Source organism: Streptococcus urinalis 2285-97 (assembly GCF_000188055.2).
Taxonomy (GTDB): Bacteria; Bacillota; Bacilli; order Lactobacillales; family Streptococcaceae; genus Streptococcus; species Streptococcus urinalis.
The window spans coordinates 1,270,271-1,284,270 of record NZ_AEUZ02000001.1; the positions used below are offsets into that span (position 1 = coordinate 1,270,271).

Annotated in this window: 16 protein-coding genes and 2 pseudogenes; all 18 read right to left on the reverse strand. The window is 33.6% G+C overall.

Translation table 11 applies throughout. The features are described from left to right. Positions 1 to 83: 83 nt before the first annotated feature. The 18 genes and pseudogenes from STRUR_RS06475 to glmM all read right to left on the reverse strand — a co-directional run bounded on the left by STRUR_RS06475 (position 84) and on the right by glmM (position 13,999). Positions 84 to 401, reverse strand: a pseudogene (locus STRUR_RS06475) (carboxymuconolactone decarboxylase family protein). 23 nt (positions 402 to 424) lie between these two features. Next, a complete protein-coding gene (locus STRUR_RS06480) occupies positions 425 to 820 on the reverse strand; it encodes a cupin domain-containing protein (RefSeq protein ID WP_006738991.1) in 396 nt (131 codons plus the stop codon). A gap of 9 nt (positions 821 to 829) precedes the next feature. Next, positions 830 to 1,219 carry a stress response transcriptional regulator NmlR gene (gene nmlR, locus STRUR_RS06485; RefSeq protein WP_006739909.1) on the reverse strand — a complete coding sequence of 130 codons (390 nt, stop codon included), beginning with the start codon at positions 1,217 to 1,219 and terminating at the stop codon, positions 830 to 832. A gap of 11 nt (positions 1,220 to 1,230) precedes the next feature. Further along, positions 1,231 to 2,273 (reverse strand): annotated as a pseudogene (locus STRUR_RS06490) (zinc-dependent alcohol dehydrogenase family protein). 114 nt (positions 2,274 to 2,387) lie between these two features. After that, the gene (locus tag STRUR_RS06500; protein WP_006738891.1) at positions 2,388 to 3,242 is read right to left on the reverse strand and encodes an aldo/keto reductase; all 855 of its coding nucleotides are present in this window, start codon (positions 3,240 to 3,242) and stop codon (positions 2,388 to 2,390) included. 83 nt (positions 3,243 to 3,325) lie between these two features. Continuing rightward, complete coding sequence (locus STRUR_RS11500; protein ID WP_006740197.1) at positions 3,326 to 3,478, reverse strand: hypothetical protein; 153 nt, start codon at positions 3,476 to 3,478, stop codon at positions 3,326 to 3,328. A 62-nt stretch (positions 3,479 to 3,540) separates the two neighbouring features. Then, positions 3,541 to 4,470: an Mbeg1-like protein gene (locus STRUR_RS06505; protein WP_006739902.1), complete on the reverse strand. Its 930-nt coding sequence runs from the start codon at positions 4,468 to 4,470 to the stop codon at positions 3,541 to 3,543. Positions 4,471 to 4,478: 8 nt separating this feature from the next. Beyond that, entirely contained in the window at positions 4,479 to 4,949 is a 471-nt protein-coding gene (locus STRUR_RS06510; RefSeq protein WP_006738759.1) for a GNAT family N-acetyltransferase, read from the reverse strand. A gap of 13 nt (positions 4,950 to 4,962) precedes the next feature. Next, positions 4,963 to 5,613, reverse strand: coding sequence for an HD domain-containing protein (locus STRUR_RS06515; RefSeq protein ID WP_006738935.1), 651 nt, complete (start codon positions 5,611 to 5,613; stop codon positions 4,963 to 4,965). Positions 5,614 to 5,629: 16 nt separating this feature from the next. Further along, on the reverse strand, positions 5,630 to 6,061 hold the full coding sequence (gene msrB / locus STRUR_RS06520) for a peptide-methionine (R)-S-oxide reductase MsrB (RefSeq protein WP_006739729.1): 432 nt from the start codon (positions 6,059 to 6,061) through the stop codon (positions 5,630 to 5,632). A 93-nt stretch (positions 6,062 to 6,154) separates the two neighbouring features. After that, a complete protein-coding gene (lepA, locus tag STRUR_RS06525; protein WP_006740442.1) occupies positions 6,155 to 7,987 on the reverse strand; it encodes a translation elongation factor 4 in 1,833 nt (610 codons plus the stop codon). 96 nt (positions 7,988 to 8,083) lie between these two features. Next, entirely contained in the window at positions 8,084 to 8,536 is a 453-nt protein-coding gene (gene ndk / locus STRUR_RS06530; protein WP_006738940.1) for a nucleoside-diphosphate kinase, read from the reverse strand. A 75-nt stretch (positions 8,537 to 8,611) separates the two neighbouring features. Beyond that, positions 8,612 to 9,238, reverse strand: a complete 627-nt coding sequence (locus STRUR_RS06535; protein ID WP_006739236.1) for a TIGR01906 family membrane protein — start codon at positions 9,236 to 9,238, stop codon at positions 8,612 to 8,614. Further along, positions 9,235 to 9,999, reverse strand: a complete 765-nt coding sequence (locus tag STRUR_RS06540) for a TIGR01457 family HAD-type hydrolase (RefSeq protein ID WP_006739989.1) — start codon at positions 9,997 to 9,999, stop codon at positions 9,235 to 9,237. Before STRUR_RS06540 ends, STRUR_RS06535 begins: the two co-directional genes overlap by 4 nt. A 1-nt stretch (position 10,000) precedes the next feature. Further along, positions 10,001 to 10,747 (reverse strand): acyl-ACP thioesterase domain-containing protein, encoded by a 747-nt coding sequence (locus STRUR_RS06545; protein ID WP_006740114.1) that lies wholly within the window; start codon positions 10,745 to 10,747, stop codon positions 10,001 to 10,003. An 11-nt stretch (positions 10,748 to 10,758) separates the two neighbouring features. Further along, positions 10,759 to 11,892, reverse strand: a complete 1,134-nt coding sequence (hemW, locus tag STRUR_RS06550) for a radical SAM family heme chaperone HemW (protein ID WP_006739414.1) — start codon at positions 11,890 to 11,892, stop codon at positions 10,759 to 10,761. A 31-nt stretch (positions 11,893 to 11,923) separates the two neighbouring features. Next, positions 11,924 to 12,574: a GNAT family N-acetyltransferase gene (locus STRUR_RS06555; protein ID WP_006739181.1), complete on the reverse strand. Its 651-nt coding sequence runs from the start codon at positions 12,572 to 12,574 to the stop codon at positions 11,924 to 11,926. Positions 12,575 to 12,646: 72 nt separating this feature from the next. After that, positions 12,647 to 13,999: a phosphoglucosamine mutase gene (gene glmM, locus STRUR_RS06560; RefSeq protein ID WP_006738537.1), complete on the reverse strand. Its 1,353-nt coding sequence runs from the start codon at positions 13,997 to 13,999 to the stop codon at positions 12,647 to 12,649. Position 14,000 lies beyond the last annotated feature (1 nt).

Here is a 14,000-nt window from a genome sequence, read left to right on the forward strand (position 1 = left end):
ATCTCCTTTGCAATACTAATATTATAGCCCTTTTCAAAAGTCTTGTAAAACTAGAAAAAAAGACCTCAATTTGAGGTCTTTTTTTATTTCCAAATATCTTTTGCTTTATTAAATGCTGACCAAGCTTTTGGCCAACCCACATAGAAAGCTAAATGGGTAATAATATCAGCAACTTCCTCTTTTGTGACACCATTTTGTTTAGCAAATTGAAGATGATGATCTAGTTGTTCTAGATTCCCACCACTAATTAAAGAAGAAATGGTAACAATAGAACGTGTTTTATCAGTCAAATTATCTTCTTTTGCCTAAACTTCACCAAATAAAACATCATCATTATATTTAGCAAATTCTGGTGCAAATTCTTCTAATTGACGACGTCCAGCTGTTTGTTTTTCTTTCATAATGAATTCCTCCTTAGTTAAATTTAACCTAGTTTTGAGTATTCTTCATCACTAACGGCTTCGTAAAATTCACTTTTGCCTGCTGTGATTGCAATATGAACAAACTCTGAATCTTTCTTAGCACCATGCCAATGTTTGATTCCTTTATCAGTTACAATCACGTCACCAGGCTCTAAAGAAACTGCTTCTTTACCTTCTTCTTGGTACCAGCCTGATCCTTCTGTGACAAGTAAGATTTGATAACCATCTAAATGAACATGCCAATTGTTACGACAACCTGGTTCAAAGGTAACATTACCAACTGAAACATTACCGTCTGGAGATTTTGCTAAGGCTGCTAGATAAGATTGGCCAATAAAGAATTCGCCATATGGATTTTTGTCACCTTTGGGAAAAATTGATGTTCTTGTTTCTTGCATATTAATACCTCATTTCTTTGAAGGATCAAAAAGTTCTTGCTCTCTAGGAACAACTTTATTTTGATAGTTTTCTATTTTATGATTGAGTCGATCAAATGCTTCTTGAAGTCCTTGAACTCTTTCTTCAAGACTATCTCGTTCCTCCTTTAAGATATCTAATCTGGCTGTAATCGTAGCATCACCCTTTTCAACCAGATGAATATAATCAATCAGACTCTCAACAGAAACACCTGCTTTTTTAAAATAACGAACAAATTCTAATATATCAATATCATTTTGTGTAAAGTCTCGAATACCAGACTCATTACGATGAACAGGGGGGATGAGATGGATTCTTTCATAATACCTTATGGTATCGGCTGTAATGCCAGTCTTCTCACTAACTTCTTTGATATGCATAATAACCTCTATTATGATTCAACGATAACTAAAGATTTTATCGCTTCACGTTTATCCATTGCTTCATATGCCTTTTGAATATCATCTAAGGCAAAAGACTTAGTAAAAACAAGACCTGGATTAATCTCATGATTTAATACAGCTTCTAAGAGAACCGTTTTATCAAAAGTTGTAACTGATGCAACGCCTCCGCGAAGACCAATATTTTTCCAGAATAAATTATTAGTATTCATTTCTGGATTTTGAGGTATCCAAACACGTCCAACAACTGCACCAGGTCTAGCAATTTGAACAGCAGTTTCAACAGACTGCTCAGTACCAACACATTCTAAAATAGCGTCTGCTCCTGCTTGATTGGTTAAATCTAAAACACGTTTTACAGCTTCATCTCCACGTTCTTCTACAATATCTGTTGCACCAAAAGTTAAAGCTAATTCTTGTCTATCCTTATGACGACTCATAGCAATAATACGCTTAGCACCTAACATTTTAGCTGCAATAACGCCACAAAGACCAACTGCTCCATCACCCATGACAACTACAGCATCACCCTCTTTAACTTCTGCTGTTGAAGCAGCGTGGTAACCTGTCGCCATTACATCTGATAATGTGAGTAGAGAGTTTAGTGTCTCATCATCATATTCAGAAGGTTGACCAGGAATTTTGACTAAAGCCCAATTGGCATTAGTACAGCGAAGGTATTGACCTTGATAGCCTACATTTTTCGCAGCTTGATGATTTTTGTACAATTACCATCAAACCCAGCCTTACAAGATGGGCATTGTCCGCAACCATGTGTAAAAGGAACAATAACAAAGTCACCTTTTGAAACTTCAGTTACCTTAGAACCAACTTCTTCTACAATACCAATAGCTTCATGACCCGCGAAAGAACCACTTTCACGCTTTGAAATACCACGATACCACCATAAATCTGAACCACAGACACAAGCTCTAACTATCTTGATAATAGCATCTGTTTCTTGCTCAATAACTGGCATCGGTGCATCAGTTATAACCATTTTTCCTGGTTCAATAAATGTAGCAACTTTCATAACCATACCTCTTTTCTATAACTTTATTATAACTCTTAGAGTTCACTTCAAGTCAAGAAAAAACTTAAAATTTTTGAAAATTAAACACTTACTAAAATTTAGGCAAAATGCTTATTATTTTCCACTAAAAACTGGAAGATTAGAAAATTCACCATAATCTTCGAATACAAGTGATTTTAGTGTTGACATGTCTTCATCACTAATAACAAAATCAAATTCTAAATTAGAATTTAAATGTTCTTTACTAGAAGCTTTTGGTAAAACAATCAAATCTAATTGGAGCAAATATTGAATGCATAACTGGGCAACACTGAATCCATATTTTTCAGCCATCTTTTGGATACCATCTGATTTCAATGCTTGTCCATGTGCAATTGGTGAATAAGCTTCAACTTGGATATCCTTACTTTGGCAGTAGTCAATTAAGTCAAAAGGTGTGTTTCCGATATGAGCTAAAATCTGATTAACAGCAGGCTTAACATGACCATTTTTCAAAATATTATCTAAGTCTTTTTCAAAAAAGTTTGAAACGCCAATCGATTTGACCTTTCCAGCTTTTTGTGCATCTTCTAAAGCTTTCCAAGCTTCTAGATTTCCTTGATCAAAATTTTTATCTGTTTCACGCCATTCATTCCATGGTTGTGGACTATGAATAATCATTAAGTCAAGGTATTCAAGTCCTAAGTCTTCTAAAGATTGATCAATTGATTTTGCAGCACTTTCGTAATCTTTATGTTCAGCAGCAATTTTTGTCGTAACAAATAATGACTCACGCGCAATACCAGATTCTTTGATACCCTTACCAACACCTTTTTCATTGCCATAAGCTTGTGCCGTATCAATATGACGATACCCCAATTCGATAGCATCTTTGACAACTTGAACTACCTTATCATTATCAATCATCCATGTTCCCAAACCTAAAGTTGGTATTTTATGACTGTCATTTAAAGTTTTGATATCTGTCATGATTATTTCCTTCTTTCATTAATACTAGCTTTATCTTAACACTTAAAGTTAACTATAAGTCAAGAAAAAAGTAAAAACTAACATTACTTTGTTAGTTTTCGACGACTTTGAAATAATTTTTCTTTTAAACCTTGTAAACGACGTCCTGTAAAAGCAAACAGTAACTGTTGAAGACAATCTTTCATAATAGCTTTTTTGACAGGTTCAATGTGGTTAAAAGAATAGATAATTCTCACTAATTTTAAATAGGAATCCTCATCGACATAAAAACCATTTAAAGAGGTAAGACCACCTTTTTCTAGAACATCAAAAAAGTATCAACAATCAATTTTAATTCTTGTTTTGATAATACCTTTATCCACTCACTAAATGTGTACTCTAAATTCAAACTAAGTGAAGATAATTGACTAGCTTTTGAAAAATAAGCATTTGTCGTCACTAACCAATTGGTCATGGCATGTTGCATAATTCCCGATGATAAAGAAGCAACAATCTTTGGTGTCACATCATGATAGAGCATGACACCCACAATAGACTCTTGTGGTATATAACGGTATATTTTATGCCTTATTCGGAGATAAGCTTCGCTATGAATTGCTGTTTCACTTATCCCTGGTGAATCATATAAATAAAGTGATGAAATTTGGTTTTGCTCTGATTTACTTAAACGAGTCATAGTATATAAAGCAAGATTACCACCTTTTGAATGACCACTCAATACAAAATGAGAATTCGTCTCACTCGCGAGAATTGTTTTTACAAATCCTATTGCTGAGCGATGTGATGCAATTTCTGTTTGATAGGTTAGCTGAAAATCTTCTTTCCAACCAATTATTGTATCGTCAGTTCCTCTAAATACAATTTGTTGATGTGATAGTCTAGGGATACTGAAAACCATTGCAGCAAATTGTTTATCATATTCAGGATTTGTTTCACTGACATAGTGTGATAAGGTCAAATCTTCAAATCTAATTGAATCTCTAAACTGTTCTAATAAAATTTGCCTTTCTTTAGTCACTAGAAAGTGATTGGAAAATACCAATTGCTTATCCTGTGAGATAATTGCCTTTAAGGTAGTTGTAAAAGAGTCATTTAACCCTTCAATATTGAGTAACTCAAAAGGTATGTAGCCTAGTTCGTTTAAACAAGCGATATCTAATTCATTAAATCTTAACTCTGAGAACGATTTATGTTTATTCTCTTTAAGGTAATCTAAAATTGTTGCCATATCTTTTATTAATCTTGAAGAAGCAATTCCATTTGTGTTTGCTGTGGTTTAAAACCTAAATGATCATAAAAATCATAAGCCGAAGTATTATCATTCCAAACATTAAGAGTCAGTGAACTACATTCCCATTCTCTAGCAAGATTTTTAGCAAAATTACACAATTGTTGTCCAATTCGTTGTCCTCTTGCTGAGCTATCAACACACAAATCTTCGATAAAGAGGCGCTTACTTGGATAGCGAACAGGACTATCTGATACTTTTATTAATAAGAAAAGATGCCCTAATACTTGGTCATTTTCATCGACATAAACATATATTGGCTCTTCTTGTTTGACAATTATTTCTTTTAATTCTTCATGTGTAAACTTAGTAGCATAATCTTTAAAGATATCAGGTCTAACTTGGTGATGGACATGACATACCTGTCTTAATAATTGCAAAATGGCTTTTGTATCTTTTTCTTGAGCTAAACGAATCATAATAGTATCACCTCTATTTTTTTCCTTCCCATTCTAAATAAAATTCTTCTAAATAGCTTTCCATAAATTGATGCCTACGATTAGCTAATAACTTGGCATAGTCCGTGTTCATTAAATCTTTTAATTTAAGAAGTTTTTCATAAAAATGCATGATGGCAGTATCTTGACCATTACGATATTCCTCAAACGTCAGATTTTCACGAGCATGTTTTGTAGGGTCATGAATTAATCTCCCTTTATATCCAGAGTATGCCATACATCTTGCTATACCTATTGCACCAATAGCATCTAATCTATCGGCATCTTGCACAACTTTTGATTCTAAGGAAGTTATCGGATTGCCATGACCTCCTTTGTAAGAAATGCTTGTGATTATAGATATTATTGCATCTTCTTGATTTTTTTCAAGCTGACAAAGGCTTAGCCAATTCTTAACATCTTGAAGAGCTTGTGAAGTATCACTAACTAATTTATCATCAATCATATCATGCAAAAGTGCAGCCATTTCACAAATAAATAAATCAGCGTCTTCCTTAATTGCAATTACCTTTGCTAATTTAGCAACTCGTTCAATATGAAACCAATCATGTCCACTAGTGTCATTTGACAGTTCCTGTCTTACCCAGTTACTCGTTTTAGCAATAATCTCTTCTTGATTGTGCATTCGTCTCTACCCTCTTTTAATCAAATAATGTTAGATACTCTTGATACCCTTTTTCTGCCATTTCTTCATAAGGAACAAAGGTTAGAGCCGCAGAATTTATACAATAACGTAAACCACCTTTATCACTTGGACCATCATTAAAAACATGACCTAAATGTGAGTCAGCTTGACGACTTCTTACTTCTACACGTCTCATACCATAGGAGCTATCATCATGATTTGTGACCATTCGATTGTCAATGGGTTTTGTGAAAGCAGGCCATCCACATCCTGATTGAAATTTATCAATAGATGAAAACAATACTTCTCCACTCACTTTATCAACATAAATGCCTTTTTCAAAGAAATTGTCATATTGACCTGAAAACGCGGGTTCTGTTGCCGCATTTTGGGTTACTTGATAAGATAAATCACCAATACGTTTTTTTAAATCTTCTTTTGATTCCATCTTTTACTCCTTATTCTTTTTTCTTATTGTACCAAATTCTTTTTCAGAAGACAGAAAATGGCATAAAAAAAGAGCTTAGATTAGCTAAACTCTTTATTTTTTAGGTTCCTCATCCATTGATAAAACACTTAAGAAAGCTTCTTGAGGAACTTCTACAGACCCAATGGCTTTCATTCGTTTCTTACCAGCTTTTTGTTTTTCAAGTAGCTTACGCTTACGTGATACATCACCACCATAACATTTTGCCAAAACATTTTTGCGTAAGGCTTTGATATCAGATCTGGCAACAATTTTTTGACCAATTGCTGCTTGTATTGGAACTTCAAATTGCTGACGTGGAATAATTTTTTTCAATTTATCGACAATTAATTTTCCACGTTCATAGGCAAATTCCTTATGTACAATAAAACTCAAAGCATCAACTTTATCGCCATTTAATAGGATATCCATTTTAACTAATTGGGAACGACGATACTCAGAGATTTCATAATCAAAGCTAGCATAACCTCTTGTTGATGATTTTAATTTATCGAAGAAATCAAAAACAATTTCAGCGAGTGGAATGTGATAGATAACATTGACACGATTATCATCTATATAATCCATAGTGACAAAATCACCACGTTTGCGCTGTGCTAATTCCATAACAGCTCCCACAAATTCTTGAGGGACCATTATTTGAGCTTTAACATATGGTTCTTCAATATAATCAACTCTTGTTGGGTCTGGAAATTCAGATGGATTTGAGACTTCTAGCATCTCACCATCAGTTGTATTGACATGATAAACAACAGAAGGTGCTGTCATGATCAAGTCAATATTAAATTCACGCTCCAAACGTTCTTGGATAACATCCATGTGTAATAAGCCTAAAAAACCACATCTAAACCCAAAACCTAAAGCTTGTGATGTCTCAGGTTCAAACTGTAAGCTGGCATCATTTAATTGTAATTTTTCAAGAGCTTCTCTTAAATCATTGTATTTATTTGATTCAATTGGATATAGGCCAGCAAAAACCATAGGATTCATCTGCTTATAACCATCAAGTGCTTCTTTAGCAGGATTATCAGCCAGAGTGATTGTGTCACCAACACGAGTATCAGCAACGGTCTTGATTGAAGCAGCAATATAACCGACATCCCCTGTTGCTAAGAAATCACGTCCAATTGCTTTTGGAGTAAAAATACCAACTTCAGTGACAATAAATGTTTTACCATTTGACATCATTTGAATCGTATCACCAGGTTTGACCATACCATTTACGATACGAACTTGAAGAATAACACCACGATAAGCATCATAGACAGAGTCAAAAATCAATGCTTGTAATGGAGCATCAATGTCACCAGTTGGTGCCGGTACTTTTTCAACAATCTGCTCTAAAATCTCTTCTATTCCGATACCCGCTTTAGCTGAAGCTAATACTGCTTCTGAGGCATCTAGACCGATAACATCTTCAACTTCAGTTCGAACACGTTCTGGATCTGCTGCTGGTAAATCAATCTTATTGATAACAGGAAGAATCTCTAAGTCATTATCTAAGGCTAAATAAACATTAGCTAGTGTTTGAGCTTCTATGCCCTGTGCAGCATCCACAACTAAAACAGCACCTTCACATGCGGCAAGTGAGCGAGATACCTCATAAGTAAAATCAACATGCCCTGGCGTGTCAATTAGATGAAAGATATAAGTTTCTCCATCTTTTGCTTTATAATTGAGTTCGATAGCATTAAGCTTGATTGTAATACCACGTTCTCTCTCAAGATCCATAGAATCAAGTAATTGAGCCTGCATTTCACGACTTGAAACAGTTTCTGTTTTTTCTAAAATTCTGTCCGCCAAGGTTGATTTTCCGTGATCAATATGAGCAATAATGGAGAAATTTCTGATTTTCTCTTGGCGTTTTTTCAATTCTGCACTATTCATTAGTTTTTCCTATACTTTTTTGTCTTAGTTTTTATTATATCAAAAAAAATAGGCCTTTGCCTATCTTTTCATTGATAAAATCAGCTAAATGCAAGCTTACTCTTGAGATTCCGTTTGATCTTTTTGGCTTTCTTCTTTACCAAACCAAAGCTCTATCTCATTTTTGGCAGATTCTCTAGAATCCGAACCATGAACAATATTAAAGATACCACCAGTGTCACCAGGTGCTTGTCCAAAATCACCACGGATAGTTCCTGGTAAAGCATCTTTAGGATTGGTAACGCCCATCATTGTTCTCCATGAATCAACCACACGATTACCTTTAATAATACCAATAACAACAGGTCCACTTGTCATATAAGCAACAAGTTCAGGGAAAAATGATTTTTTCACTAAAGCACTATAATGTTTTTTGAGCTGTTCTGGTGTAGCTTCTAACATATCCAATTTCTCAATAGTAAAACCGCGTCTTTCTATACGATGGATCACTTCCCCAATAAGACCACGTTTAACACCATCAGGTTTTATCATAAAAAATGTACGTTCCATAAGTAAACCTCTCGTTTTTTCTTACATTATAGCATTATTCAAAAATATTCTAATGAAAAAACCTTTAAAGTTAGTCTAAAACTTAACATTTTTCTTCTTTAAATAGGCTAAAAATCCAAAAATGATTTCATAAAAAAGGAAAAATAACATAAAGCAATGACTAAAGAATCTTTCAGGTAATATCCAAATAACAGGATCTTTTAAAGGATCAAATAACCAAGTGGAATCCCCAGGAAATAGGAATTGATGAAAAATAGTAAAAAATTGATCAAAACCAACTCCAAGTGCTATGATTCCGATAACAATTGGAAGTAAAATTGCATACCACATTTCTTTCAAGCTTATATCAAAAAGAAATTGTTTTTTTAGTTTAAGTAACCAAGAAGTATTCATTATGGTCAAGATAAGAAAAACTACCTGTGTTAAATGAAACAGATGTTTAACATCTTTAAAGTGTTTCAGTCCATTTGCTGAAGACTTAAAATTTGCCATTATCAAGTATTGATGAAATGGATTAGTCAAATAGGACATCAATTGGTTAAAATTATACCCAATAGTGTCTTTTTCCAAGTAAACGACAGATTCTAACTTCAGAAAACTGATTTCAAAAGGATAGATTAGCCAAGCTAAATAAATGGTTAGCAAGATAGCTAAAGATAGACCCCACAACCATATACTTAGACCTTTAAAAATCTTTATCATAGTTGCCACTCATCTAAGCTAGCAATAACATGACTTGGCTTAATAGGTAAATTTGGAACTTCTTCAGGACTTGTAAAACCAGTTGTCACTAAGATAGTATCAATATCATTTTGAATTCCTGCCATTATATCTGTCAAATAGTTATCACCAACCATCACAGCTCTTTCTCTTTTGACATCTAATATTTCTAAAGATTTATTCATAATGATAGCATTAGGTTTTCCGATATAAACTGGCTTCACTCTAGTAGCTGCTTCTATTAATGCATTGATCGAACCAGCACCTGGAAGTAACCCTCTTTCAGTTGGGATATTTAAATCTGGATTTGTCCCAATAAATAAAGCACCTTTTTGAATTGCTAGAGTCGCGATTGCAAGCATTTCATAAGTCACTTGACTATCTAGTCCAACAACGACGTAAGCAGGTGATTCCGTATCTTCGACATAACCTGCTTCCATAATTGCTGATTTTAAACCTGTTTCTCCAATAACATAAACTGTTTTTCCACGTTTCATATCATTCATGTAATCAACTGTTGCCATTGTCGCTGTATAAATCGTTTCTAACGGTGTTTCAATATTAAATTGATCAGAAAGCATGTCTTTTACCATTTTAGGTGTTCTCGTTGTATTATTTGTCACCAAAAGGTATGGTATGTTCGCTTTTTGTAATCTCTCAATAAATCGTTCGCCAGCTGGAATTCTATTTTTTCCCTTATAGATAGTTCCATCCAAATCAATTAAATATCCTGAATAGGTCACCTTATTCCTCGCTTTTTTCTATTTCTTGCCACTTAATTAATGCTTGAGCATTGACTTGTCCATTAGAAATAATATCATGATGACTGACATTATCTTCAAATACACATCGTGATGTCACATCTCCACCTGGTGCTACTTCTTTGACATATTTTAAAGTAATTGATTTTGGAATATGATGACATAAAAAATCAAAATTCAAAACATCAAACATCCAATCTAAATATTTACTATTATTAACATGACCATTATGATCAATATCATAATAGCGGACATGATAATCTTTTGTCATGATATCACCATTAAGAGCATGTAATTTAGGTGCTCTTTTGATTTTTTTAACAAATTCTGATTGATAAGGTGCTACTAAGTCATCAGGAATTTGAGCTAACTTTCTCGATTCAGGATTTAATAGAGCAAAATAGGACAATATAGAGATTAATAATTCACTGTCTAAGTCTCTTATTTCAAATTGACGGTAACAAAAGAAACGATTGTAAGTCATTGCTTCAGTTTTTATCGTTACTTCTTCTTTGAATTTAGGTAGCCTATTAATTTCTATCTCATAATCTGTTACAATCCAAACCAAATGGTAATGATCAAAAAGATATTGATCAGAACGGCCTAACATTGTTGAATGTTTCCCAGAAATAGAAATACAATAGGAAATAAGCTGTGGTAAATTGACATCATGTTTGATATCACTTAGTTCAAATGGAATGATATAATTTTCTTGGTAACTCAAACCCATATTTTTTTCCTCTAATCTAATATAAACTTCTCAGCAACCGTATCTCCTAAAAAGAGGCCTTTTTTGGTCATTCTAATATGCTGATTTGTCATTTGTAACATATTATCTTTAATCAATGCATCCACAATTTTTCCATATCTCTCTTGAAAGGAAATTCCAAATTTTTCTTCAAAGCCTAGTATTGATACGCCTGATTTTTTTCGAAGACCTAAGAAAAATTCTTCTTCCATCATTTCTTTCTCAGTCAAAAATTCTTCTTGTAGTCTTGCATTATGATCTTCATTAATCCCTTTTAAATAATGTTGAATTGGTCCTCTGTTGCGATAGCGCACACCATCCAAATATCCTGATGCACCAGCACCACAACCATAATAAGGAACGTTATCCCAATACATCAAATTATGTTGACTTTCTTTACCTGGTTTTGAAAAATTTGAGATTTCATAGTGTTCAAAACCATTTTTCTCAAGTTCATTTATGATGTATTCAAACATTTCAGTTTCCAAATCTTCTGTAGGAAGATTAAGTTTTCCACGTCGCATCTTATTCATAAAGACAGTATGATGTTCGAGAATAAGACTGTACAGACTTAAGTGTGGAATATCAAGAGATAACGCTTTGGCAACATTTTCTTCAACATCTTTCATTGTCTGACCAGGAAGTGCGTAAATAAGGTCAATCGAGATATTTTCAAATCCTGCTTCTTTCAATTGAGAAATTGACTCATAAATTTGTGCCTCATTATGGCTTCTCCCAATTTGTCTGAGATGTTTATCATTGAAAGTCTGAACACCTAAAGAGACACGATTGACAGCTGAGTTTTTTAAAACTTCAATTTTTTCAGGACTTAAATCACCAGGATTAGCTTCAATTGTAAATTCTTTTAATTGACTTAAATCTAAATTCTTTTGTAAATTTCTAAGTAAATAGTCTAATTGCGGGGCTGTAATTGCTGTTGGTGTTCCACCCCCGATATAAAGGGTATTGAGACTTTTTATTTGATAGGAATCAAATTCTTTAATTAAAGCTTCTAAATAAGCATCAACTGGTTGATTTTTAATAAAAACCTTTGAAAAATCACAATAGTAACATATTTGTGTGCAAAAGGGAATGTGAACATAGGCAGATCTTGGTTGATTAAACATGTTTTTATTATACCACTTTACCTTAAAAAAATTATGACTCTATTGCTTTTTTCATCTCTACTAAATGATAAGATTTACCAGAGATAATTTTCTCTGTTGTCGATTTTTCGGTATAGCCTAAATCTTTAAAAAGATGAATAGCTTTTTCATCAAAAGAGAAAATACTGACAAACAATTCTAGAACGTCAAATTCAGAAACGACAAAATCTTCAATTGTCTTGATAAAATCTTTTCCTAGACCTTTACCCATTTCACTTGTCTTCATTTGTAATTTAACTTTGACATGATTCTTATTTTTTTCCAACGAGGTCCATCCAAACAATGCACCATTCCGGATAACTTGAAAATACTTACCTTCTCTTTGATCTTCATTCTTTATTTGCTCTTCTAATTTTAAGTTATCAGCAACATTGTAGAGATTAAATGGCTTTTGAAATTTCCAATTTTCAATAATGTCTAAAGCAGAATGTTGACTCATGGGCATGACATAAAAATAGGGGTTCCCCTCAAGTCGTCTAAAATTTTTTGCTAAATTTTTGATCCGTCTTTTTTGAATATCTTCTTTATCAGTTTGAAACACGTAGTTCAAATACCCTTCTTTATATTCGGGAATCATATTCAAAAAAATAGTTGAAGCAAGACTGTCCATTTCGTTTGCAATTGCTTTAATTGTTTTTTCCATAATAACCTCATACTTACTTTTTATTGTTATTTGTAATATTAAAAGTGCCGTAATTACGACACTTTTTTGATACTAATCTAATCCAATTTCATTTTTAACAACTTCAGCAATAGTATCTACATAGTAGTCAACTTGATCATGACTTGGTGCTTCTGCCATAACTCTCAACAATGGCTCTGTTCCACTTGGTCTTACAAGAATTCTTCCATTGCCTTCCATTTCCGCTTCCATTTTAGAAATGATTTGTGCTATAGCTGGAACTTCCATTGCTTTGTCTTTCATCGTATTTTCAACACGAATATTAACTAATTTTTGAGGGTAAATGGTCACTTCGCTAGCTAATTCAGAAAGACTCTTACCAGTTTCTTTCATTACTTTTGTTAATTGAATAGCTGTTAATTGACCGTCACCAGTAGTGTTGTAATCCATGATAATGACATGTCCTGATTGTTCTCCACCAAGATTGTAACCCGATTTTCGCATTTCTTCCACTACATATCGGTCTCCAACTGCAGTTACCGATTTTTCAATGCCTTCACGCTCCAATGCTTTGTGAAAACCTAAATTTGACATAACAGTTGTAACAATCGTATTTTTGGCTAGATGTCCGTTTTCAGAAAGGTATTTACCTATGATATACATAATTTTATCACCATCGACAATGTCACCATTCTCATCAACAGCAATTAGACGGTCACTATCACCATCAAAAGCTAGACCAATTTCGGCTTGTGTTTCTCTAACCTTCTCTTGTAACTGTTCTGGATGAGTGGATCCGACACCGTCATTAATATTTAAACCATCTGGATTTTCTCCAATAACAGCAATATTAGCATTCAAATCTAAGAAAATATCACGAGCAGAAACTGATGCCGCACCATTTGCGCAATCTAAAATAATATTCATTCCTTCAAGATCTAAGCCTGTCGAAACTAAGAATTTTTCATATTTACGAAGACCTTCAGGATAATCAACTAAATTTCCTAAACCTTCTGCACTTGGTCTTGGCAAATCATCATTTTCAGCATCTAAAAGTGCTTCAATTTCTAATTCCTGGTCATCGGCCAATTTAAAACCATCACTACCAAAAAACTTAATCCCATTATCAAGTGCAGGATTATGACTGGCAGAAATCATAACACCAGCACTTGCTTGTTCTGTCCGTACAAGGTAAGAAACACCCGGAGTGGCTAAAACACCTAAGTTATAGACTTCAATTCCTACTGATAAAAGACCAGCAATTAAAGCAGATTCAAGCATTTGTCCAGAAATTCTTGTATCTCTTGCAACAAAAACTTTAGGTTGACCTGTTTCGTGTTGGCTTAAAACATAGCCACCAAAACGTCCTAGTTTAAAAACTAATTCTGGTGTTAATTCAACATTAGCTTCACCTCTAACACCATCTGTTCCAAAATATTTACCCATA